The sequence below is a fragment of the Winogradskyella sp. genome (assembly GCF_016744625.1).
GTDB lineage: Bacteria > Bacteroidota > Bacteroidia > Flavobacteriales > Flavobacteriaceae > Winogradskyella.
This window is the reverse complement of record NZ_JADGDZ010000057.1, coordinates 1-22,195: the sequence shown is the minus strand read 5'-3', so window position 1 is coordinate 22,195 and position 22,195 is coordinate 1. Positions and strand designations below refer to the sequence as shown.

The following is a 22,195-nucleotide window of genomic DNA, read 5'->3' as shown; positions in this document are numbered from 1 at the left end:
TCATAATACTAAATTTTAAAGTTCATATAATAGACGTTTATGTTATGAAAAAGATGCATTTAAAATCATTTTTTTATAAAAAAAGCCTTTCAAAAAATGAAAGGCTTTGGTTTTATACTTCGAATTAGCTAATCAAAAAAAGATACTTTGACTTCGCTCAGTATAAGCGATTCACACACTTTTTCAAAAAAAGGAAAAAGTGGTTCTCTACTTACATATTTCTTCTATACTGTCCACCTACTTCGAATAAAGATGAAGTTATCTGACCTAAAGAACATACTTTACAGACTTCCATTAACGCTTCAAAAATATTCTCGTTACTGACGGCTTTCTGTTGTAATTCTCTTAATAGATCATCAGTAGAATTTGCGCTATGAAGATTTTCTAAAATTTTAATCTGATATTGCTTCTCTTCTTCAGTGGCTCTAATCACTTCCTTTGGAATCACTGTTGGTGATCCTTTACTACTTAAGAATGTATTTACACCAATAATCGGAAACTGTCCATTATGCTTCAACGTTTCATAATACAAGCTTTCTTCTTGGATCTTAGAACGTTGATACATAGTCTCCATAGCTCCTAAGACTCCGCCTCTTTCTGTAATTCTATCAAATTCAAGTAAAACAGCCTCTTCAACTAAATCGGTTAATTCTTCAATAATGAAAGAGCCTTGGATAGGGTTTTCATTTTTAGCTAAACCTAATTCTTTATTTATAATAAGCTGAATAGCCATTGCTCTACGAACAGATTCTTCTGTTGGAGTTGTAATAGCTTCGTCGTATGCATTAGTATGCAATGAATTACAGTTATCGTAAATGGCATACAATGCTTGAAGCGTTGTACGAATATCATTAAAATCAATCTCTTGAGCATGTAAACTACGACCAGAAGTTTGGATGTGATACTTCAACATTTGTGCTCTCGGATTAGCTCCATATTTATGCTTTAAAGCTTTAGCCCAAATTTTACGAGCCACACGACCAATTACAGCATATTCTGGATCGATTCCGTTTGAAAAGAAGAAGGATAAATTTGGTCCAAATTTATTAATGTCCATTCCTCTACTTAAGTAATACTCTACATAAGTAAATCCGTTCGATAAGGTCAAAGCTAATTGTGTAATTGGATTAGCTCCAGCCTCAGCAATATGATAGCCTGAAATTGAAACCGAGTAAAAATTACGAACGTTATTATCTATAAAATACTCTTGTACATCTCCCATTAAACGCAATGCGAATTCTGTAGAAAATATACATGTATTCTGTGCCTGATCTTCTTTTAGTATATCAGCTTGAACTGTTCCTCTTACCTGAGCAATCGTTTTTGTTTTAATATCTAAATAAACATCAGTTGGTAATACTTGATCTCCAGTAACACCTAACAATAGTAAACCTAAACCATTATTCCCTTCTGGTAATTCACCATTATATGCTGGTCTTTCTTTGCCTTTATAAAGTTTCGAAATCTTTGCTTCAATTTCTTTCTCAAGACTGTTTTCTTTAATATATATTTCACATTGTTGATCAATAGCAGCATTCATAAAGAAACCTAGCAACATCGGTGCTGGTCCATTAATCGTCATACTTACAGACGTCATAACATTTGCTAAATCGAAACCTGAATAGAGTTTCTTAGCATCATCTAAACAACAAATAGAAACACCTGCGTTTCCAATTTTACCATAAATATCTGGTCTTAAATCTGGATCGTTTCCATAAAGCGTTACACTATCAAAAGCCGTAGATAATCGCTTAGCTGGTAATCCCATACTTACATAATGGAATCTTTTATTTGTACGTTCTGGTCCTCCTTCACCTGCAAACATACGTGCAGGATCTTCACCTGTTCTTTTAAATGGATATAAACCTGATGTATAAGGAAATTCTCCTGGTACATTTTCTTGTAAACACCATTTTAAAATATCTCCCCAAGCTTGATACTTTGGTAAAGCTACTTTTGGAATCTGCGTATGTGAAAGCGACTCTGTATGTGTTTCAATTTTTATTTCTTTATCTCTTACTTTAAAAGAATAGATTGGGTTTTTGTATTTATTTACTTTGTCGTCCCAACCAGTAATTACTTCCCAATTGTAAGGATCTAAATTTAGTTTTACACGGTCGAATTCACCTATTAATAATTTGATAAAGTCTTGGTTCTCGACTACGCTCGAACTGACAGATTCTGAAGCAATTCCTGCTTTGTTTAATTCTGGTATAGCATCTAAAACAGATTGAAGTGTTTTATAAATACCATATAGTTTTTGAGCAACCTCAACTTGTTCGTTTGCTTTTTTATCATAAGCACGATTACTCTCGGCAATTTCAGATAAATAGCGTGTACGAGAAGGGGGAATTACAAATATTTTCTCACTCATTTCATCCGAAATATGAAATGTAGATTTTAAATCTGAATCTGCCTTTTCGACTAACTTATCCATTATCGCTTTGTAAAGCGTATTCATTCCTGGATCATTGAATTGTGATGCGATTGTTCCGTAAACTGGCAAATCATCTTGGTGAATATCCCAAAGATTATTGTTACGCATGTATTGTTTCTTTACATCACGTAAAGCATCTAAAGAACCACGTTTATCAAATTTATTAATGGCAACTAAATCTGCAAAATCTAGCATGTCGATTTTCTCGAGCTGAGTTGCAGCTCCAAATTCTGGTGTCATTACATATAATGCCACATCACTATGTTCCATAATTTCGGTATCAGACTGACCAATACCAGACGTTTCTAAAATAATTAAATCGTACTCAGCTGCTTTTAAAACTTCAATCGCTTCGTTTACATATTTAGATAGTGCTAAGTTAGATTGACGCGTTGCCAAACTACGCATATAAACTCTAGGAGAGTTAATTGCATTCATACGAATACGATCACCCAATAATGCACCACCAGTTTTTCGTTTTGAAGGATCTACAGAAATTAGACCAATAGTTTTTTCAGGAAAATCAATTAAAAAACGACGAACTAATTCATCTACTAAAGACGATTTACCAGCTCCACCTGTTCCAGTTATACCTAAAACAGGAGTCTTAGATGTTTTATTTTTATTGTGAATTGTTTCTAATGCATCCTTAGCAACTTCAGGAAAGTTCTCAGCCGCAGAAATAACTCTAGCGATTGCTTTTGGATTTTTTTCGTGCAATATATTTACTTCACCATTAAGTGCATCACCAATAGCATAATCCGATTGTTGTACTAAATCGTTAATCATCCCTTGAAGTCCGAGTTCTCTTCCATCATCTGGTGAATAGATTCTAGTAATACCATAATCCATTAAGTCTTTAATTTCTTCTGGAAGAATCACTCCACCTCCACCACCAAAGATTTTAATATGACTTGCTCCTTTTTCTTTAAGCAAATCAAACATGTACTTAAAGTATTCATTATGACCTCCTTGATAAGAAGTCATTGCAATTGCATTAGCATCTTCTTGAATAGCTGTATTTACAACTTCCTCTACACTTCTATCATGACCTAAATGAATCACTTCTACTCCTGTAGATTGAATAATACGACGCATTATATTAATAGCAGCATCATGTCCATCAAATAATGATGCAGCAGTTACTATTCGTACTTTATATTTTGGTTTGTAAGGTGCGACTTGTTCCATTCGTAAAAATATTGCTTAATTGAGCGACAAATTTACGGAATATTCAAAAAATTAATGCAATAATCATCAATTATCTAAAACTTAAAGAAAGTTAACATAGAAAGGTATTTTGACTAATTTTAGCAGTCCATTTAAGTCATTTTCATGAATAAAATTACACTCTTAATTCACTGTAAAGATCAGCCAAACATTATTGCTTCGGTTACCAATTTTATGGCCAACAATGATGGTAATATTGTTTATATAGACCAGCATGTTGATAGAGAGCAAAACATATTTTTTATGCGTTTAGAATGTGAGTTTCAATCTGATTCCTTTTCACTTGAAAACTTTAAAATTTTATTCAGCGAAACTTTGGTAGAAAAGTTTAAGCTTAAATGGCGTATGTATGCTGCAGATAAAAAACCTAGAATGGCATTATTCGTTTCTAAATACGATCATTGTTTGTATGATATTTTAGGACGTTATAATTCTGGTGAGTTATTCCTTGAAATTCCTTTTATTTTAAGTAATCATAATGCTCTTAAACCTATTGCTAATAATTTTAAAATTCCATTTTACCATATACCAATAACAAAAGACACTAAACATGAGGCAGAACAGCAACAAGTGGAATTATTAAAATCTCATAAAGTAGATTTTATAGTGCTTGCTAGATATATGCAAATTGTTTCTGGTACTTTAATAGACAAATACCCAAATAAGATTATAAATATTCATCATTCCTTTTTACCAGCATTTGTTGGCGCAAAGCCTTATCACTCGGCTTACAAACGTGGTGTCAAAATTATTGGAGCTACAAGCCACTACATTACTGAAGAGCTTGATGCAGGACCAATCATTGAGCAAGATGTGGCACATGTATCACATTCTTACTCTATTAATGATTTAATTGCTAAAGGAAGAGATTTAGAAAAAATCGTTTTATCTAATGCAATTAAGCTACATGCGAATAGAAAAGTTATGGTCTTTAATAATAAGACTGTTATATTTTCTTGATTTATAAAAATTCAACACTAGTTATTTTTCCTTAAAAATATTTGTTAAAAAAAATGTTAATTTTTTATTAATTTTTTATATTTTTAACAAAATGTTTATTGATATAACAAAAAAACTGTATTAACCATTAAATTACCTCACTTTAACGCATACCCTAACTTCAAGTTAATAGTGACTCTTGCTAATTACTAGTGTCTTATAAAACACGTGGGATTAATTTCTTACGATGAAAATAAACTATAACCATTAACTAATTTATTAATTCTTATGAAACAAAAACTATTATTATTAGTCTGCTTTATTGCTGGAATCGGATTTTCTCAAGCGCAAGACTTACCAGCGAATCCTGCACCAGGAAAATGTTACGTAAAGTGTATTACAAAAGATCAGTTTAGAGATGTTGAAGAAACTATCCAAACTTATCCAGCGTACACAACTTTAAAAGTTGTACCTGCTACATACAAGACAGTTGAAGATCGCGTATTAGTAAAAGAAGCTACAAAGAAATTTGTTTATGTACCTGCAACTTATGAGACTGTACAAATGTCTTACATCAAGCAAGCAAGTCGTAATGACTTAAAAGTTGTTCCTGCTACTTTTGGTAACGACTCTAGAACTTTCGAAATCTATCCTCAAACTTCAGGATGGGAATATAAAGTATTAGAAGATTGTCCTTCAGTAAATAAAGATGATTGTGTTGCTGCATGTTTTGTTGAGTATCCTGCTCAATCTACAAGTGTAGGTTTTACTACTTTATCATCTGATGCTAGCACAAATTCTGTACCAGTACCAGAACAAGGGGCAACTTACAAGAAGCGTGTTATTAAGACTCCTGCAAGAATGGATGAAATTGAAATTCCTGCTGAATACTCTACTATCAAAAGAAGAGTAATTGACACACCAGCTTCTACAACAACAAACACTATTGCTGCACAATACCAAACAGTTACAAGAACTGTATTAGACAAAAAAGGTGGTATTACTAGCTGGGAAGAAGTTGATTGCGAGTTATTAAATGCTACTCCAATTCCAATTTATTACGAATTAGGAAGTGCTAGATTAACTTCTGCATCTAGAAAAGTTATTGATGAAAGATTATTAACAATCTTAAATGATAAGCCAGTAAGTATTGAGATTATGTCTCATACAGATTCTAGAGGAAATGATGACTTTAACCAGTCTTTATCTCAACAAAGAGCTAACTCTGTAGTTAACTATTTAGTATCTAAAGGAATCTCTAGAAACAGATTATCTGCTAAAGGTTACGGTGAAAGTCGTTTAACAAACAGATGTACTAATGGAGCTGAATGTTCTGAAACACAACACCAAAGAAACAGACGTACTGAATTTAGAGTTTTAAGTAACTAAGAATTCGTATTTACGTTTATAATATAAAAAGCGCCTATATGGCGCTTTTTTTGTTTATGATATCTTATAATAATTCTTTATATAAAAAAATCTGCTTACTGTTAAAAATGTCTTATTAATATTGATTTAGCAAACAGATACATTAACGAAGTTAATTTTCTTTACATAATGTGAAAGAAACAGATACACTAAATCTAGAACTATAAATAACTAAGAATTTTGTATTCATTTATGACAAAACAAGCCTTTAAGGAGCTTTCTTTTGTATGTGGTATACTGGATAGGATATATTTTTCTTCTCTGCCTTTATTCCAAAGTTATCTTCAAGATCAGTTTGCATCAACTGGAAAAACTTATAATGAAAATCCCAATCGTGTAAGCTTAGACTAATTTCACTTTCATCTGGTACTATAACTGGCATATCTAAAACATAAGCCAATTGATAGGCCATATCTTTTAGAGAAACGTTATCTGCTTTAATTTGAGAATCACCTACTAAATACTTTGCATTATTCTTTCCCCAATCTATCTGATTTGTGTCCCAAAATTTAGGTACCTCAACAATTAATTTAATTCCATCGCCTTTACCGTATTTTCGTTCAACACTAAGACTCATTTCTGTTATAAGTTTAAATGCCAAATTCTCATTAGTGTTTAAAGGCTTCTTAAAATAAATTTCATAATTGGTATCCAAACCTTCGTCAAGCACAATTTGATTCTTATAAATCCTTGCTAAATAACCTACAATTTGTTTTAACGAACCTGTCAACTTTATGTAATTATCGTTATCTATTACTGATAATTCTTCAGTATTTTCAGTTAATGATTTTATTTCTATAGTTTTTACAGGCATATATTCTGTAGTACTTTCCTCTACTATAGAAACCACATTAAAAAACGATTCTAAAGACGCTTTAGATTTTTGCTGTCTCAAAAACCTAGAAACTATCTCTTTTTTTAAATCTGGTGCACCACCTTGCCACAACACTTTACCTTCTGCATTAAACAAAACACCTTCTGGCAGAGCTCTTACATTATAATCCTTAAATGTTTCACCATAATAGTCAATAGCAATGGCTAATTTCGCTGGTTTCCTTTTTAAAAATCGCTCAACAATTAACGGATTCTCTTTAGTAAGAGACACAATATATAGCTCATTAGGAAATTGCTTCTGTAAAACACCTAAATGTTCTTTTGCTGTAATACATGGTCCACACCATGTGGCCCAAAAATCAACAAAGAAAAGTTTATTATTATCTGATGAAGCAATCTTAGATTCTTGTAAAAATTCTGAAACTTTTATTTGACCATAGGAATAAGTTGCTGTTAGGATGCAAATTATAACTAATGAAAAGCGTTTGTTTTTAAAACAATTCATAATGGATTATATAATTTACTAATGGATAATCAAATATTGTGCTAAAAATAGCAATTTATCAGCATTGTTCAATATCTAACGTATTCTAAAACTTAAAATTGCTATTTTCTCTAGCAAAATGGAATCTACCACACCTATGAACTCTGTCTTTTAAAGGATAATTACCTTTTACACTAGAATACATCTAATTATAGTGAATAAGATTAGGTACACAATTTGAAGTGTGTTACAACTGTATAAATTATCTTTGTTAAAGATTTAAAACCTAAACTCATGATTAAAAGAATTTTTGCCCTACTTATTATTTTCAACTTAACTGCCTGTGCAGAATTGCAACAAGTTGTAAATTCATTACCACAATCTGATGGAGTTCTAAGTAATACTGATATTGCAACAGGTCTTAGACAAGCTCTAGATCTAGGTATCGACAAGCAAGTTTCTAAACTAACACAGAAGGATGGCTTTTTTAAGAATGAACTAGTTAAAATTCTATTACCAGAAGAATTACAAAAAGTTGATAATGCGCTACGAAAAATTGGTCTAAGCAGTTTAGCTGATGATGGCTTAAAAGTTTTAAATAGAGCAGCTGAAGACGCTGTCAAAGAAGCAACTCCAATTTTTGTAAATGCCGTAAAAGATATCACTTTTAATGACGCTAAAAATATACTTCTTGGAGAGGATAATGCCGCAACAAGCTATTTAACTACAAAAACTCAAACCGAACTTTATAATAAGTTTAAACCTGTAATTAACAATTCATTTAGTAAAGTTGGAGCAGATCAAATCTGGGCGAATTTAATAACTAGATACAACAACTTACCGCTAACAAATAATGTTAACCCAGATTTAACTGATTATGTTACAGGTGAAGCTTTAAAAAGTGTTTACACTATGATTGCAGTTGAAGAAAAGGAGATTAGAGATAAAGTATCTTCACGTACTACGGATTTATTGAAAAAAGTGTTTGCACTCCAAGATTAAGTCGCTAAATTCTTACTTCTAGATGAGCCCTTTGTCTTATAGCTTACTTTTTTTTGTGAAAATCGTTTTCGTATTGTATTATTTAGTAATTTAATGTTTTTAAATATTAAATTTTTTGTTGTGCATAATTCGGACAAATTGCTCCAAAAGAAAAGTAAGCTTAATGAAAAGTACCTTCGACTTATTGAAGATGCTTATAATTTAAGACAAACAGATCATGCATTAAGTGATTTTTCGGAGTATAAAGCCACTAAAATCCTTTATAAAATCAATAAATTAAAATTTGTTGTTGGAGATACGCAACTGCAAGCGAATTAGATTATTCCACCTTTTTATATAAACCATCAAAGGCTATTGCGATTTCTGCACCTTCTGTAATAGTTTCCCAATATTGCCTAACAGTCCCATCTTCATTTGCAGTCCAAGTGACGCGATGAAAAAATGATTTTCCATCTGCATTAGTTTCATCATCAGTGCGCAAAATCATTTGGTTTCCAATTTTATTTCCTTTTAGATGTAAACTCTGCCCTTGATTATCAACCCAAATTTGCTCCCATTGCTTGGCCTTGTAGTTGTAAAAGTTATTGCTTGTTCCTGTATAGCCTGGACTAGCACTTATCCAATTTTCTTGTAAAATGCAATTATCTTGAACCTTTTCTATTCTATTTTCGCCAGCTTTAGAACCATCAGGATTTGCAACTTCCCAAGTACCAATCCAAAAATCGAATTCTGCATGTTTCTCTGTACAACAATTGCACTTTTTGGTTTGTGCGTTAATCGAAAACGCAAAAATTACTAGTGTAAATAATACGAATAGCTTTTTCATAATTGGTTATTTTACCTCAAGTTATTAAACTACATTTAACTATATGCTAATATTAGCATAACATTTAATATTAAGAAAGTCAGCATCTTTGCAATGTAATAAGATGAGTTAGATAAATCTTAGAATTGATTATTAGCAAATTACTAAGTCGATATTTTAGTTAGGTATCGGCTTTTTGTATGCTTGTTAATGTAGCTTTTCAAAACATTTAAAAGACTTTAGCAATCGACTTCCATACCAAGAAAAAAGCTCACCATCAACAATCTTAATAGTCTTTTCTGGGAATTGCGACTTTAATTTTAAAATATGCTCATCTTTAAAAGGAAAAGGTTCGCTAGACAGAAAAATAAGATCTGCTTCTTTTAATTTTGAATTATCTAAATCAATTTCAGGATAACGTTTTTCATCTTTAAAAGCATTCTGAAATCCAGCTTCGTTAATCATCACATCTATAAAAGTATCTGAAGCTGCGACCATCCAAGGTTTTTTCCAGATAAAATAAGCAACTTTAAATTGCTGCTTTTTTTTTATTTTGCTTTGAAATTGCTTCCGTTCATTTTGAATATTAAAAATTATACTTGAAGCCTTCTCTTCTACCTTAAAAATCTCACCATACATTTTAATAAGTTCATATGATTCTTTAAGATTATAAATATCACTGATATGAATTGGAGCAATTTTTTCCAGTTCATCAATAATAGCTTTAGTGTTTTCTTCTTTATTACAAAGAATAATATCTGGTCGAAGCGCTTTTATTTTATCAATATTAATCTGTTTTGTACCACCAACAACTGCTTTAGACATTCTAAGGTGCATTGGGTGGATACAGAATTTAGTCACACCAACAATTGAATCTTCTAGATCTAAATCGACTAGTAATTCGGTTTGAGATGGTACTAATGAGATTATTCGTTTTGGTGTTTTATTAAGTTGAAGTTCTCGGTTTAGTTGGTCGATATACGTCATTGAAAAGAAAATTTATTTTCTGTGGCAATCTCATCAAAACAAACAAATTCCCACGTCATACTTCCTCGGAATGACGGTTCAATTCAACAGCCATTTGCAGTTGTAATTCCTCAGCCTTTTTAGCAGCAGCTTGTGCAAAATCGTCTTCTTGAGATGCATAAATAATTCCTCTAGACGAATTGATTAATAAGCCAACAGAATCATTCATTCCATATTTACAAACATCTTGAAGATTTCCACCTTGTGCTCCAACACCAGGAACTAACAAAAAGCTATCTGGAACAATCTTACGAATATCAGCGAAGTACTCAGCTTTAGTCGCACCAACTACATACATAAGATTTTCTGAATTTTTCCAAGATTTAGAAGTCTCTAAAACCTGCTTATATAATTCTACACCATCAACCGTTTTTGTCTGAAAATCAAACGCTCCTTGATTAGATGTTAAGGCTAGAAGAATAGTGTGTTTATCTTCAAAGGCTAAAAAAGGTTCTACAGAATCCTTTCCCATATAAGGCGCAACTGTTACACTATCAAACCCTAAATCTTCTAAAAAAGCTTTAGCATACATAGTACTAGTATTACCTATATCACCTCGTTTAGCATCTGCAATAGTGTAAATTTCAGGGTGATTTTCATTAAGATAGTTTATGGTTTTCTCTAAAGCTTGCCAACCTTTAATGCCGCAAGCTTCGTAAAAAGCTGTATTTGGTTTGTAGGCAACACATAAATGATGTGTCGCATCTATAATTTCTTTATTAAAAGCAAATATTGGATCGTCTTCTTTTAATAAATACTTTGGAATTTTATTTAAATCCACATCTAATCCTATGCAAAGGAAGGATCTCTTTTTGTGGATTTGGGTTGATAGTTGTTGTGTTGTCATATTATAAAAAAAGCCTCAATAGAGGCTTAAATTTAAATTACATCATCATTAGCTTTCAACAGCTCCGTGTTTTCTGCTAACATTAATTCGTCAATAATTTTTTGAATATCACCATTAATGATATTAGATAAATCGTATAGTGTTAAGCCAATTCTATGATCGGTTACACGGCCTTGAGGATAGTTGTACGTCCTAATCTTGGCACTTCTGTCTCCAGAACTCACCATACTTTTACGTTTCTCAGAATCTGCAGCTTGTTGTTTTGCCAACTCTAAATCATATAAACGAGAACGCAACACCTTTAAAGCTTTCTCTAAATTCTTATGTGATGATTTCTGATCTTGGCAACTTACAATCATACCAGTTGGTTCGTGATGTAGCTTAATTGCCGAATATGTCGTGTTCACCGACTGACCACCAGGACCCGTTGATGTTGTGCGCTCAATACGCACTTCAGTCATATCTAACTCATAATCAAATTCTTCTGCCTCTGGCAATACCATAACAGTTGCAGCACTTGTATGCACGCGACCTTGAGTTTCTGTTTGAGGTACACGCTGTACACGATGTACACCAGCTTCAAATTTTAAAGTTCCGTAAACATCGTCACCAGATACTTCAAAAATGACTTCTTTAAAGCCACCAGACGTTCCATCACTTTGACTCACAACATCTACTCTCCAATTTTTATCACTACAGTACTTAGAATACATTCTAAATAAATCACCTGCAAAAATACTGGCTTCATCACCACCTGTACCTGCTCTAACCTCAACAACGACATTTTTAGCATCGTCTGGATCTTTTGGTATAAGCATAAACCGAATATCTTCTTCAAGTTTATCTATAGTTTCTTTAGCTTCATCGAGTTGCATTTTTGCCATCTCTACCATTTCTGCATCAGAACCATCTGCTATAATTTCTTCGGCTTCAGCTACATTACCTAAAGCTTCTTTATAAATATCACCTTTATCTACAATTAATTTAAGATCCTTATATTCTTTCATCAGCTTAGTATAGCGCTTTTGATCTGATATAATATCTGGTTGTATAATAAGGTCATTCACCTCATCAAACCGTTGCTTAATTATCTGTATTTTCTCTAACATCTCTCTTCAAAAATTGAATTTCAAAAATACGCTTTTTTATGGATTTTGAAACGCCACTTATGAGTACATATCAACATTCAAAAAATAAATTACCCAAAACAAACGTTACTCTATTAATATGCAGAGACTCCTAGCTATACTTGCATTTTATAAACCGTTTGTAGTTTCGTCTTTTATTGTAACCGCTATTATTGGATTTTTTAATCCGCATTTAGCACCAGCAATAGTAACCAAATTATTCCTTACGGTTTTTGCATGGTATTATGTGAGTGAAACGCCAAACAAACGTAAATTAACCTTTTATAAGAATATTGGGATTTCGCCTTTAAAGCTATTTTCCTCTATGTTTATTGTGGACTGTATATTAACTGTTGGATTCTTAATTGTGTTTAAAGAGTTTACATGATTTTGCTCTGAGACTTTGAAACGCAAAGAAAAATCATAGATTACGAATTATTATAAATAAATGATATTTGAATTAGATAATGTAGAACTTTACTTTAAAAACAAACGTATTTTAAATGGTATTTATCTAAAAGCCGAAACTGGAAAAGTAACAGCTATTTTAGGCAGAAACGGCTGTGGAAAAAGTAGTTTACTCAATATTGCTTTCGGAAATTTAAAACCAAAGTACATGTTGATACGACTAGACAATAAACCGCTATTAAAACCACTTTATGCAACTGAAATTGCAAAGTATCTACCACAATATAGTTTTATTCCAACAGGAATGAAGTTATCTCGTGTATTTAAATTATTTAATTTAAATTGGCTTCTTTTCGTCGAAAAATTTGAAGCATTTTCAAACTATGAACATTTGAAAATTAAAGTATTATCTGGTGGAGAAAGACGATTAATTGAAACTTACATCATTTTGAAAACAAATAGTCAAATTGTAATTTTAGACGAGCCGTTTTCACATTTATCACCTTTTCATATTGAAAGCGTAAAGCAATTGATTACTGAAGAAAAGAAACAGAAAATCATTATAATTTCAGACCATATGTACAGACATATCATTGATAGTTCTGATTCTATCTATTTATTACAAAATGGCACAACAAAAAAGATTGAAAGTCTAACAGAGCTCGAAGACTACAACTATATAAATGAAGGCTGTCTTTAAATAAACTACGGAGTTGTTGATTTTATAATATTATCTAAATCTACAACCACACCAACACCTAAAATTTGCTTCCATTGTAGTTTTGGACCAGATATCACAAACTCCTCATTGGTTGTCTCGTTACTCTCAACCTCAGTTTTAATATCATTGTCATACCTAAGATGCGAACCAAGTGTTGCCTTTACATATTTATTGACTTTCATGTCTAGATTAAGACCCCATTCAATATCTATGTTACCAAAACTATTTATATAATCTGTGTATAATCGTAATAGACTAATTACTTTTATATTTTCAAATACTTCTTCTTCGTATTGGTTTGTCAATAAAACACCCGACTCTTGCCTTACTTTTTTTTCCACCTCTAAGAATACTTCCTTCTAAATCGTAAATCGCTGGATTAACCCCAAAGACACCTTGATTTGCCAAATCATTATCTAAAACAAAAGTTGTCTTTAAAGTAAATGGAGATACATAAATGGACATTCGATCAATATGCCTACCATATTCCATTCCTATTCCAAAAAACATATAACTAGGAGCAAAAATCTTTGATATCGGCTCATCTCTATTCGGATACTTAAACCCTTTAGCAAATTGTGTATTAAAACTAAACCTAGCTGAATAAAACCAATTACTTTCAGGATTTTTTTCTAAACCAACATTAGAAATCACTTCAATGACATCTTCTGTTTTTCTCAAACCCTTATCTTCTTGCTTATTTAAACCATAACGTAAATTTAAGCTAGAATTCCAAAACCATCGCTCTTGCTTGTATTTTGCAAATGCTTTTCCTGTTACAATTCCCGAAATTGAATTGGTACCACCAGCATTCCAATTTGTAAAAGAAACTTGATTGAGATATAAACCCACTTCCTTTTTAGTGCGCCATCCTAGTTGAATATCATCACTTTTTTTCTTATGAAAATATAAAGAATCTGGTTGTGCCACTAGCAGACTTGAGCTTAAGACAAATAAGCTCAAGAATAATTTTTCATGTTTAAAAGATTAATAAACAAATGTACCGTATTCGCTTTTTATAGTTAACTTCTTTTGGTTTGAAGCTTCTACTCTTCCAACGATTCTAGCATCTACATTAAACGACTTTGAAATGGCAATAATATCTTCAGCTATTTCTGGCTTTACATATAATTCCATTCTATGCCCACAATTAAAAACTTGATACATTTCTTTCCAATCGGTTTTGGATTGCTCTTGTATCAATTTAAACAATGGTGGAATAGTGAACATATTGTCTTTTACAATATGAAGGTTATCTATAAAATGAAGAATCTTGGTTTGAGCTCCACCACTACAATGTACCATACCATGAACAGAATCACTCGTGTACTTGTTAAGAATTGCTTTAATAATTGGCGCATACGTTCTTGTTGGAGATAACACCAACTTACCAGCATCAATAGGCGAATTATCAACACTATCTGTTAATTTAGTCTGACCAGAATACACTAAATCATCCGGAACAGCAGCATCAAAACTTTCAGGATATTTTTTTGCCAAATACTTAGAAAATACGTCATGTCTAGCTGAAGTCAATCCATTGCTTCCCATACCACCATTATATTCTTTTTCGTAAGAGGCTTGACCAAATGATTCTAAGCCGACTATAATATCTCCTGCTTCAATATTAGCATTATCAATAACGTCACTTCGTTTTATACGCGCTGTTACTGTAGAATCTACAATTATTGTTCTTACCAAATCACCTACATCGGCAGTTTCGCCTCCTGTAGAATGTATTGTAACACCAAACGACTTTAAATCTTCAATTAATTCTTCAGTACCATTTATGATTGCAGATATGACTTCACCTGTAATTAGGTTTTTATTTCTACCTATGGTTGAAGATAGCATAATGTTGTCAGTAGCACCTACACATAATAAATCATCAATATTCATGATTAGAGCATCTTGTGCTATGCCCTTCCAAACGGAAGTATCTCCAGTTTCTTTCCAATACATGTAAGCTAAAGACGATTTAGTACCAGCTCCATCTGCATGCATTATTAGACAATAGTCACCATCATTAGTTAAATAATCTGGCACTATTTTACAAAAAGCTTTAGGAAATAACCCTTTATCTATATTTTTTATCGCGTTATGGACGTCTTCTTTTGAAGCCGAAACACCACGCTGTGCATATCTTTTGCTAACAGAATTACTCATTGGAGATTATTAAGATTGGTTTTATACCAAAAAAAGTTTAAAATGACCGATTGTTTGGTGTTGCAAAAGTAAGAATTGCATTGAATTATTTCACTAAATTAGACTGAATTACTGTATCTATATAACTTAATAACTCTTGTTTTCTCTTATTACCACCAAAATATAGATTTATCCCGAGTCCTAACCTAAAGAAAGTATCATCACTTTCACCTGCAATTAAACCATCTAATTCATCTGAAAATGCATGATTATACTCTCCAAATAGCTTAAGGCCTAAACCATCCGTTACAATATACTCAATACCAATAGCTCCTTGTGCTTTAGCAGCTGTAGTTTCAAAATAATTTGCGGCATTATAACCGTATCCTGCTTGAATAAACGGGGTGAATTCTTCATAAGGGTTAAAAAGATATTCTATATTCAAGTCAAATGACATAAATCCCTCATTATAAAGGTCTCTGAATGCTACATTATACTTATTATAAGTAAAGTTTATATTGAGATGATCTGTGATATGACGTTTGTAACCTAATTTAAAATAGAGTTCAAATTCTGCATCTGTAAAATCCCCATTAATAACAGAAGTTCCTATGGCTGCATCAATTGCGTTTGTTCCTCGATAATCGTAAAACGATAATTTACTGTATAATTCTTTGCTATCTTGAAGGTTTTGTTCTTGAGCACAAATAGTATTTATACTAAAAACAGTTAAGAACACACTTATTACAAGGTGCTTATATTTGGTATTCATATAACCTTTATTAGAAATAAGTTTACTTCTCGGAAGATTATGGAGCGTCGCAATATAGAAAAATAATCCTTAAATCATAATTACATCTTGTAATTATAAGAAAAAAAAAGATAAAACCGATGTTTCGATTTTATCTTTCTTCTCTAACAGGTAATTAATACCCTATAGTGTCATCTTAATTTCTTAAGATTCTGCTTGTAGCTTTGACTGAATATTTACAACGTCATCTTTAGTAACATTATTCAAGTCTTCTGAATTGTCCTGTGAAAGAATTAAAGTTGCACCTACAAGAATAGCTACACTAAGTAGTAACTTCTTCATTTTTACAAATATTGATTAATAGCCCTACAAAAATACTACATAAACTTCTTTCAGAAATGGTTAATTCTACTTTTTTGACTTGAAAGCACTGGCTTTTCGACAACTAGTTTAATGTCATCGATAAACGACATGAAAAACGAATTTTACGCATATCTATGTACGTATTAATACGAACGATTTAATCTTAAATCAGGCCAAAAACAACATTAAAAGTCATTTTTTTCAGCTTAATCTTATTACTTAGTAAACAAAAGCTCCCTATATTTAGTCAATGGCCATAGCTCATCGTCTATCATTATTTCCAATTTATCGCAGTGGTATCTTATATCTTCAAAGAGTGGTTTTACTTTAGTGCAATAACCCTCTGCTTTCTTTTCAATATCGATAGATTTATTACAAGACTTACGAGCTTCAGTCATTTTAGTTACCAATGAATTAATAGCTTCAATATGTTCTGAAATTTCTTCTATTAAGGCAAGTTGTTCTTTTGCAAGTCTTTTGAATTTATCACCATAAATAGTCTTCAACCCTGTTACATTCTCTATTAATATATTTTGATAACGAACAGCTGTAGGTACAACATGGTTACGAGCAATATCTCCTAAAACGCGACTTTCTATTTGTGTGTGGAGGCTATACTCCTCCATTTCAATTTCGTAACGTGCTTCAGACTCGACCTTATTCATAACGCCCAAACGCTCAAAAAGCTCTATTGAAGATTTAGATACTTTTACTTTTAAAGCTTCTGGTGTTGTCTTATTATTGCTTAAACCACGCTTTTTAGCTTCTTTTTCCCATGCTTCACTATAACCATTGCCTTCAAAAAGAATTTCTTTAGAGGTTTTAATATACTCTCTCAAAACATTAAAAATAGCATCATCTTTTTTCATTGTTTTTTTATCAATCAACGCATCAACTTCTACTTTAAAATCGATTAATTGTTTAGCCACAATGGTATTTAAAACAGTCATTGGGTTAGCACAGTTTGCAGTAGAACCAACGGCTCTAAATTCAAACTTATTACCTGTAAATGCAAAAGGAGATGTTCTGTTTCTGTCCGTATTATCTAATATTACTTCAGGTATTTTACCAACTACATTGAGTTTTAAATCTGTCTTTTCTTGAGGCGATAATTTCCCCTTTGTAACAGATTCTAATTCCTCTAAAACTTTAGTTAATTGTTCTCCAATAAAAACAGAAATAATTGCAGGTGGAGCTTCATTTGCGCCAAGTCGATGATCATTACTTGCTGAAGCTATTGCAGCTCTTAATAATTCCTCATGAGTTTGAACTGCTTTTATTGTATTAATAAAGAAGGTTAAAAACTGTAAATTACTCATTGGTGTTTTACCTGGAGACAATAGATTTACTCCTGTATCTGTACTTAAACTCCAGTTATTATGCTTTCCAGAGCCATTAACGCCTGCAAATGGCTTTTCGTGCATAAGCACTGTAAAATTATGACGCTTTGCGATTTTTTGCATCACATCCATTAATAAGGAGTTATGATCTACTGCTAAATTAGCTTCTTCATATATAGGAGCGAGTTCAAATTGATTTGGAGCTACTTCATTATGTCTTGTCTTTACAGGAATTCCTAGCAACATACATTCATTTTCTATATCGCGCATGTAAGCCATCGCTCTGGCTGGTATGGTTCCAAAATAATGATCATCGAGCTGCTGTCCTTTTGCAGGAGAGTGTCCTAATAATGTTCTACCTGTTAAAACAATGTCTGGTCGAGAGGTTGCTAAAGCTTTATCGATTAAGAAATACTCTTGTTCCCAACCCAAAGATGCGCTTACCTTCTTCACATTTTTATCAAAATACTTACATATGGCTACAGCTGCATTATCAACAGCGTGTAAAGCTCTTAAAAGTGGAGTTTTATAATCTAAAGCTTCTCCTGTATAAGACACAAAAACCGTTGGAATACACAACGTTGTACCATATATAAATGCAGGAGAGGTTGGATCCCAAGCTGTATAACCTCTTGCTTCAAACGTATTTCTGATGCCACCATGAGGAAAACTAGATGCATCTGGTTCTTGTTGTACTAACTGATTCCCTTCAAATTTTTCAATTGCAAGTCCTCCACCAATGGTTTCGAAAAAAGCATCATGCTTTTCTGCAGTTGCTCCTGTTAAAGGTTGAAACCAATGCGTATAATGTGTTGCTCCTTTGGAAATTGCCCATTCTTTCATCCCTGTTGAAATATGATCTGCAATAAAGCGATCTATTTTCGTTCCTTTTCCAACAGCTGCCATAATACTAGCCAATGCTCCTTTAGTTAAATATTGGCGCATTGCTGTTTCATTAAATACATTTTCACCAAAAACTTCAGAGCGTCTCTTTGTTTCTTCGACCTTTAATGGTACTCTTTTTAGTGATTCTTTTACAGCATGAAATCTAAGTGTTGACATATTGATAATATTTTAGGACAAAAATACAAAATCTTTAAAATTTATACTAATACCCACTCAAAAATAGGGTTATCAACAAATATTTATAACATTTCATCTAAAACACCCTATTTTTTTTGACCAATAAAAAAAAATTACAATATTTGTAGTGCGAATTTATTAAAATACAATACAATGAGTAAATCTAAATTAGAGTATATATGGCTAGATGGCCATCACCCAACTCAAAACATGAGAAGTAAAACTAAGGTTGAAAATGACTTTAGCGGTAAATTAGAAGATTGTCCTATTTGGTCTTTTGATGGATCCTCAACTGAACAAGCTTCAGGTGGAGCTTCTGATTGTTTATTAAAACCAGTCGCTATTTATCCAGATCCTGTTAGAAAGAATGGATTTTTAATTATGGCAGAAGTCTTAAGCGCTGACGGCACACCTCATGCTTCTAACGCAAGAGCTGCTATAGATGATGACGATAATGATTTCTGGTTCGGTTTTGAACAAGAATACTTTTTAATGGATGCAAAAACAGATTTACCACTTGGTTTTCCAAGAGGAGGTTTCCCTGGACCACAAGGAAAATACTACTGCTCAGTTGGCGGACGATATACCTGGGGAAGAGATTTTGTTGAAGAACATGCTGACTTATGTATTGAAGCTGGATTAAATTTTGAAGGTATTAACCAAGAAGTTGCACCAGGACAATGGGAATATCAATTATTTGCACAAGGAGCTAAAAAAGCAGGAGATGAGATTTGGATCTCCAGATACTTATTAGATCGCTTAACAGAAAAGTATAATTACTATATAGAGTACCACCCAAAACCAGTAAAAGGAGATTGGAATGGTTCTGGTATGCACGCTAACTTTTCTAATACTACTTTAAGAACATGTGGTTCTAAAGAAACTTATGAAAAAATATGTGAAGCGTTTAGACCTGTTACTAAAAAGCACATGGATGTATATGGTGAGTTTAATGATGAGCGTTTAACTGGCTTACATGAAACCGCTCACGTAGATGATTTCTCTTTTGGTGTTTCAGATAGAGGAGCTTCAATTCGTATTCCAATTATTACAGTAGAAAAAGGCTGGAAAGGTTGGCTAGAAGATAGAAGACCAGCTTCAAATGCTGATCCATATAAGATTGCAGGAAGAATTATTAAGACTGTAAAAAATGCTGACATTTCTTAATTAGCAATTATATAAAAGAAAAAAAAGGCTTGTAGATATCTACAAGCCTTTTTAATGTCTTATACTTTTTTATTTAAGCGTTAAGTATATAAAGAAGATATAGGCACCAAATAATAACATCCCTTTTAATCTTCCTATTTCGAATCGCTTTGGAATTAACATCAACGGAATTAAAACAGCTGCAAAAGCAATCATCCAAAAGATATTAGTAGACAATATTTGAGGTGTATTGGGATTAACAACTATTGGCTTTACAATTGCCGTTAAACCTAAAACTGAAGCAATATTAAAAATATTAGAACCTATTAGGTTACCCAATGAAATTGCCTTTTCTTTCTTTAGTGCAGCTATAACAGAAGCAGCTAATTCTGGCACACTTGTTCCTATCGCGATTACAGTTACCGAAATTGCATAATCACTTATACCAACTGCTTCAGCTAACCGCTTTGCTCCTTCAACCAACCACTCAGATCCAAAATACAATCCTGCTGCACCTATTAAGAGCCATATAACGATTTTAAAATCAGAAACCTCTGCAAGAGAATCATCAACTTCCTCTAAATTAGCTTTTATTGATTTTCTAGAACTTCTTATTAAAATGATTAAAAATAAAACCAAAGCAACAAATAGAATCAAACCTTCAATTGTTGTTAATACTCCATCATTCTTCAAAAAATAATACAATACAAATGAAGCCAACATCATCATTGGCCAATTGAGTTTATAAAAATCTCTATCTACTGCTAAAGGAGAAATTATAGCTGTAATTCCTAAAACCAAACCAATATTAGCAATATTAGAGCCTATTACATTACCCAAAGCAATATCAGAAATACCATCTAAAGCCGCTTGCAGACTTACCAACAATTCTGGCGCTGATGTTGCAAAAGACACAACCGTCATACCAATAACCAGCTTAGAAATTTTAAGCCTAAACGACAAACCAACTGAAGCTCTTACTAAAAAATCACCTCCAACAACCAACAAGACTAAGCCAGCTATAACAAGAAATACACTCATTTATTTTTAATTATTTAATCTCTCTTTTATTAAAGTCGCGAAGATAACATTTCATTTTCAGAGAAACTAAAAACTAAAAATTTCGTTAAATAACTATTACTTTAGTTGTATAACTATAAAAACAGTTATATTTGATTTCAAGATTTAAAACCCAAAGCGTTCTTATGCAAAAATTAACAAATAAAGAAGAGGAAATAATGCATATTTTATGGAAGCTAGAGAAGGCTTTTGTGAAAGATGTGTTAGCAGAAATCAAATCTGATAAGCCACATTACAATACACTTTCTACTATAATTAGAAACTTAGAAGAAAAAGGTTATGTTAGTTACAATGCATACGGAAAAACACATCAATACTTCCCTATTGTCTCTATAGAAGACTATAAAACAAAGTTTATGAATACTGCAATTGAGAATTACTTTAATAGCTCTTATAAAAATGTAGTATCCTTTTTTGCCAAGGAAGAAAAAATTAGTGTAGATGAGCTAAAGGAAATTATAGCATTAATTGAAAAGAAAGACTAATTATGGAGTATCTCTTAAAAGCATCTGCTATAGTAATCATTTTTTATGGCTCTTACAAACTGTTTTTACATCGCGAAACGTTTTTTAAAACCAATCGTTGGTATCTATTTATCGGCTTAATAGCAGCTACTTTCATTCCCTTTATTACAATCCCTATTTATATAGAATATATACCAACGAGTATTGAAAGCATGACGTCTATAGATACTAATATAGTAAACGCTCAAATCGCCAATGAATCAGCCTTCGATTTATGGCAACTGGTATATTATACTTATGGCATTGGTGTTCTTTTCTTTTTAGGAAAACTATGCATAGAACTCACATCCTTAAAATTCTTATTCAATAAGCATGAATACTACAGACACGAATCTTATATATTAATTGAAACCAATGATGATATTCCTCCTTTTTCATTTTTTAACTGGATTGTTTATAACCCAAATAAATATTCTAAAGCCGAACTAAATCATATTTTAAATCATGAAAAAGTACACGCTAAAGAGTTACACTC

At 32.2% G+C, this 22,195-nt stretch carries 21 protein-coding genes and 1 pseudogene; 9 read left to right on the top strand and 13 right to left on the bottom strand.

From position 1 onward, the window contains the following. Positions 1-211 precede the first annotated feature (211 nt). Entirely contained in the window at positions 212-3,628 is a 3,417-nt protein-coding gene (locus QZZ53_RS11875; protein WP_296384908.1) for a methylmalonyl-CoA mutase family protein, read from the bottom strand. A gap of 144 nt (positions 3,629-3,772) precedes the next feature. Here QZZ53_RS11875 and purU point away from each other — a divergent pair, with 144 nt between their 5' ends. Both purU and QZZ53_RS11865 read left to right on the top strand, forming a co-directional pair. Beyond that, entirely contained in the window at positions 3,773-4,627 is an 855-nt protein-coding gene (purU, locus tag QZZ53_RS11870) for a formyltetrahydrofolate deformylase (protein ID WP_296384904.1), read from the top strand. A gap of 267 nt (positions 4,628-4,894) precedes the next feature. Next, positions 4,895-5,995 (top strand): OmpA family protein, encoded by a 1,101-nt coding sequence (locus QZZ53_RS11865; RefSeq protein ID WP_296384902.1) that lies wholly within the window; start codon positions 4,895-4,897, stop codon positions 5,993-5,995. A gap of 247 nt (positions 5,996-6,242) precedes the next feature. Here the strand turns inward: QZZ53_RS11865 and QZZ53_RS11860 are convergent, their stop codons facing one another. Next, positions 6,243-7,373, bottom strand: coding sequence for a TlpA disulfide reductase family protein (locus QZZ53_RS11860; RefSeq protein ID WP_296384900.1), 1,131 nt, complete (start codon positions 7,371-7,373; stop codon positions 6,243-6,245). Between the two features lie 273 nt (positions 7,374-7,646). On the opposite strand from QZZ53_RS11860, the gene QZZ53_RS11855 reads away from it, so the two are divergent. Next, positions 7,647-8,354: a DUF4197 domain-containing protein gene (locus QZZ53_RS11855; protein ID WP_296384898.1), complete on the top strand. Its 708-nt coding sequence runs from the start codon at positions 7,647-7,649 to the stop codon at positions 8,352-8,354. A 138-nt stretch (positions 8,355-8,492) separates the two neighbouring features. Further along, a complete protein-coding gene (locus QZZ53_RS11850) occupies positions 8,493-8,672 on the top strand; it encodes a Lacal_2735 family protein (RefSeq protein ID WP_296384896.1) in 180 nt (59 codons plus the stop codon). Between the two features lies 1 nt (position 8,673). Here the strand turns inward: QZZ53_RS11850 and QZZ53_RS11845 are convergent, their stop codons facing one another. From QZZ53_RS11845 to prfA, 4 genes are all read right to left on the bottom strand, one after another. After that, a complete protein-coding gene (locus tag QZZ53_RS11845; protein WP_296384894.1) occupies positions 8,674-9,180 on the bottom strand; it encodes a hypothetical protein in 507 nt (168 codons plus the stop codon). Positions 9,181-9,366: 186 nt separating this feature from the next. Continuing rightward, positions 9,367-10,146: a helical backbone metal receptor gene (locus tag QZZ53_RS11840; protein ID WP_296384893.1), complete on the bottom strand. Its 780-nt coding sequence runs from the start codon at positions 10,144-10,146 to the stop codon at positions 9,367-9,369. A 55-nt stretch (positions 10,147-10,201) separates the two neighbouring features. Further along, on the bottom strand, positions 10,202-11,032 hold the full coding sequence (gene pyrF, locus QZZ53_RS11835) for an orotidine-5'-phosphate decarboxylase (protein ID WP_296384891.1): 831 nt from the start codon (positions 11,030-11,032) through the stop codon (positions 10,202-10,204). 32 nt (positions 11,033-11,064) lie between these two features. Next, the gene (prfA, locus tag QZZ53_RS11830) at positions 11,065-12,141 is read right to left on the bottom strand and encodes a peptide chain release factor 1 (protein WP_296384889.1); all 1,077 of its coding nucleotides are present in this window, start codon (positions 12,139-12,141) and stop codon (positions 11,065-11,067) included. 118 nt (positions 12,142-12,259) lie between these two features. Here prfA and QZZ53_RS11825 point away from each other — a divergent pair, with 118 nt between their 5' ends. Next, a complete protein-coding gene (locus tag QZZ53_RS11825; RefSeq protein WP_296384887.1) occupies positions 12,260-12,547 on the top strand; it encodes a hypothetical protein in 288 nt (95 codons plus the stop codon). Between the two features lie 60 nt (positions 12,548-12,607). Next, positions 12,608-13,267: an ABC transporter ATP-binding protein gene (locus QZZ53_RS11820; RefSeq protein WP_296384884.1), complete on the top strand. Its 660-nt coding sequence runs from the start codon at positions 12,608-12,610 to the stop codon at positions 13,265-13,267. 5 nt (positions 13,268-13,272) lie between these two features. Here QZZ53_RS11820 and QZZ53_RS11815 read toward each other — a convergent pair whose 3' ends face one another. The 6 genes from QZZ53_RS11815 to QZZ53_RS11790 form a co-directional block, all read right to left on the bottom strand. Further along, entirely contained in the window at positions 13,273-13,593 is a 321-nt protein-coding gene (locus QZZ53_RS11815) for a hypothetical protein (RefSeq protein WP_296384883.1), read from the bottom strand. Beyond that, a complete protein-coding gene (locus QZZ53_RS11810) occupies positions 13,562-14,251 on the bottom strand; it encodes a DUF3078 domain-containing protein (protein WP_296384882.1) in 690 nt (229 codons plus the stop codon). Before QZZ53_RS11810 ends, QZZ53_RS11815 begins: the two co-directional genes overlap by 32 nt. A 24-nt stretch (positions 14,252-14,275) precedes the next feature. Continuing rightward, a complete protein-coding gene (locus tag QZZ53_RS11805; RefSeq protein WP_296384880.1) occupies positions 14,276-15,454 on the bottom strand; it encodes an AIR synthase related protein in 1,179 nt (392 codons plus the stop codon). A gap of 85 nt (positions 15,455-15,539) precedes the next feature. Then, the gene (locus QZZ53_RS11800; protein WP_296384878.1) at positions 15,540-16,205 is read right to left on the bottom strand and encodes an outer membrane beta-barrel protein; all 666 of its coding nucleotides are present in this window, start codon (positions 16,203-16,205) and stop codon (positions 15,540-15,542) included. 183 nt (positions 16,206-16,388) lie between these two features. Next, complete coding sequence (locus tag QZZ53_RS11795) at positions 16,389-16,526, bottom strand: hypothetical protein (protein WP_186844053.1); 138 nt, start codon at positions 16,524-16,526, stop codon at positions 16,389-16,391. 236 nt (positions 16,527-16,762) lie between these two features. After that, positions 16,763-18,949 (bottom strand): glutamine synthetase III, encoded by a 2,187-nt coding sequence (locus tag QZZ53_RS11790; protein ID WP_296384873.1) that lies wholly within the window; start codon positions 18,947-18,949, stop codon positions 16,763-16,765. Between the two features lie 174 nt (positions 18,950-19,123). Between QZZ53_RS11790 and QZZ53_RS11785 the strand changes: the two genes are divergently transcribed. Beyond that, entirely contained in the window at positions 19,124-20,137 is a 1,014-nt protein-coding gene (locus QZZ53_RS11785) for a glutamine synthetase beta-grasp domain-containing protein (RefSeq protein ID WP_296384871.1), read from the top strand. A 69-nt stretch (positions 20,138-20,206) separates the two neighbouring features. Here the strand turns inward: QZZ53_RS11785 and QZZ53_RS11780 are convergent, their stop codons facing one another. Then, entirely contained in the window at positions 20,207-21,157 is a 951-nt protein-coding gene (locus QZZ53_RS11780; RefSeq protein ID WP_296384868.1) for a calcium/sodium antiporter, read from the bottom strand. Positions 21,158-21,321: 164 nt separating this feature from the next. On the opposite strand from QZZ53_RS11780, the gene QZZ53_RS11775 reads away from it, so the two are divergent. Then, on the top strand, positions 21,322-21,681 hold the full coding sequence (locus QZZ53_RS11775) for a BlaI/MecI/CopY family transcriptional regulator (protein ID WP_296384866.1): 360 nt from the start codon (positions 21,322-21,324) through the stop codon (positions 21,679-21,681). Between the two features lie 2 nt (positions 21,682-21,683). Continuing rightward, positions 21,684-22,195: pseudogene (locus QZZ53_RS11770) on the top strand (M56 family peptidase); the annotation flags it as partial.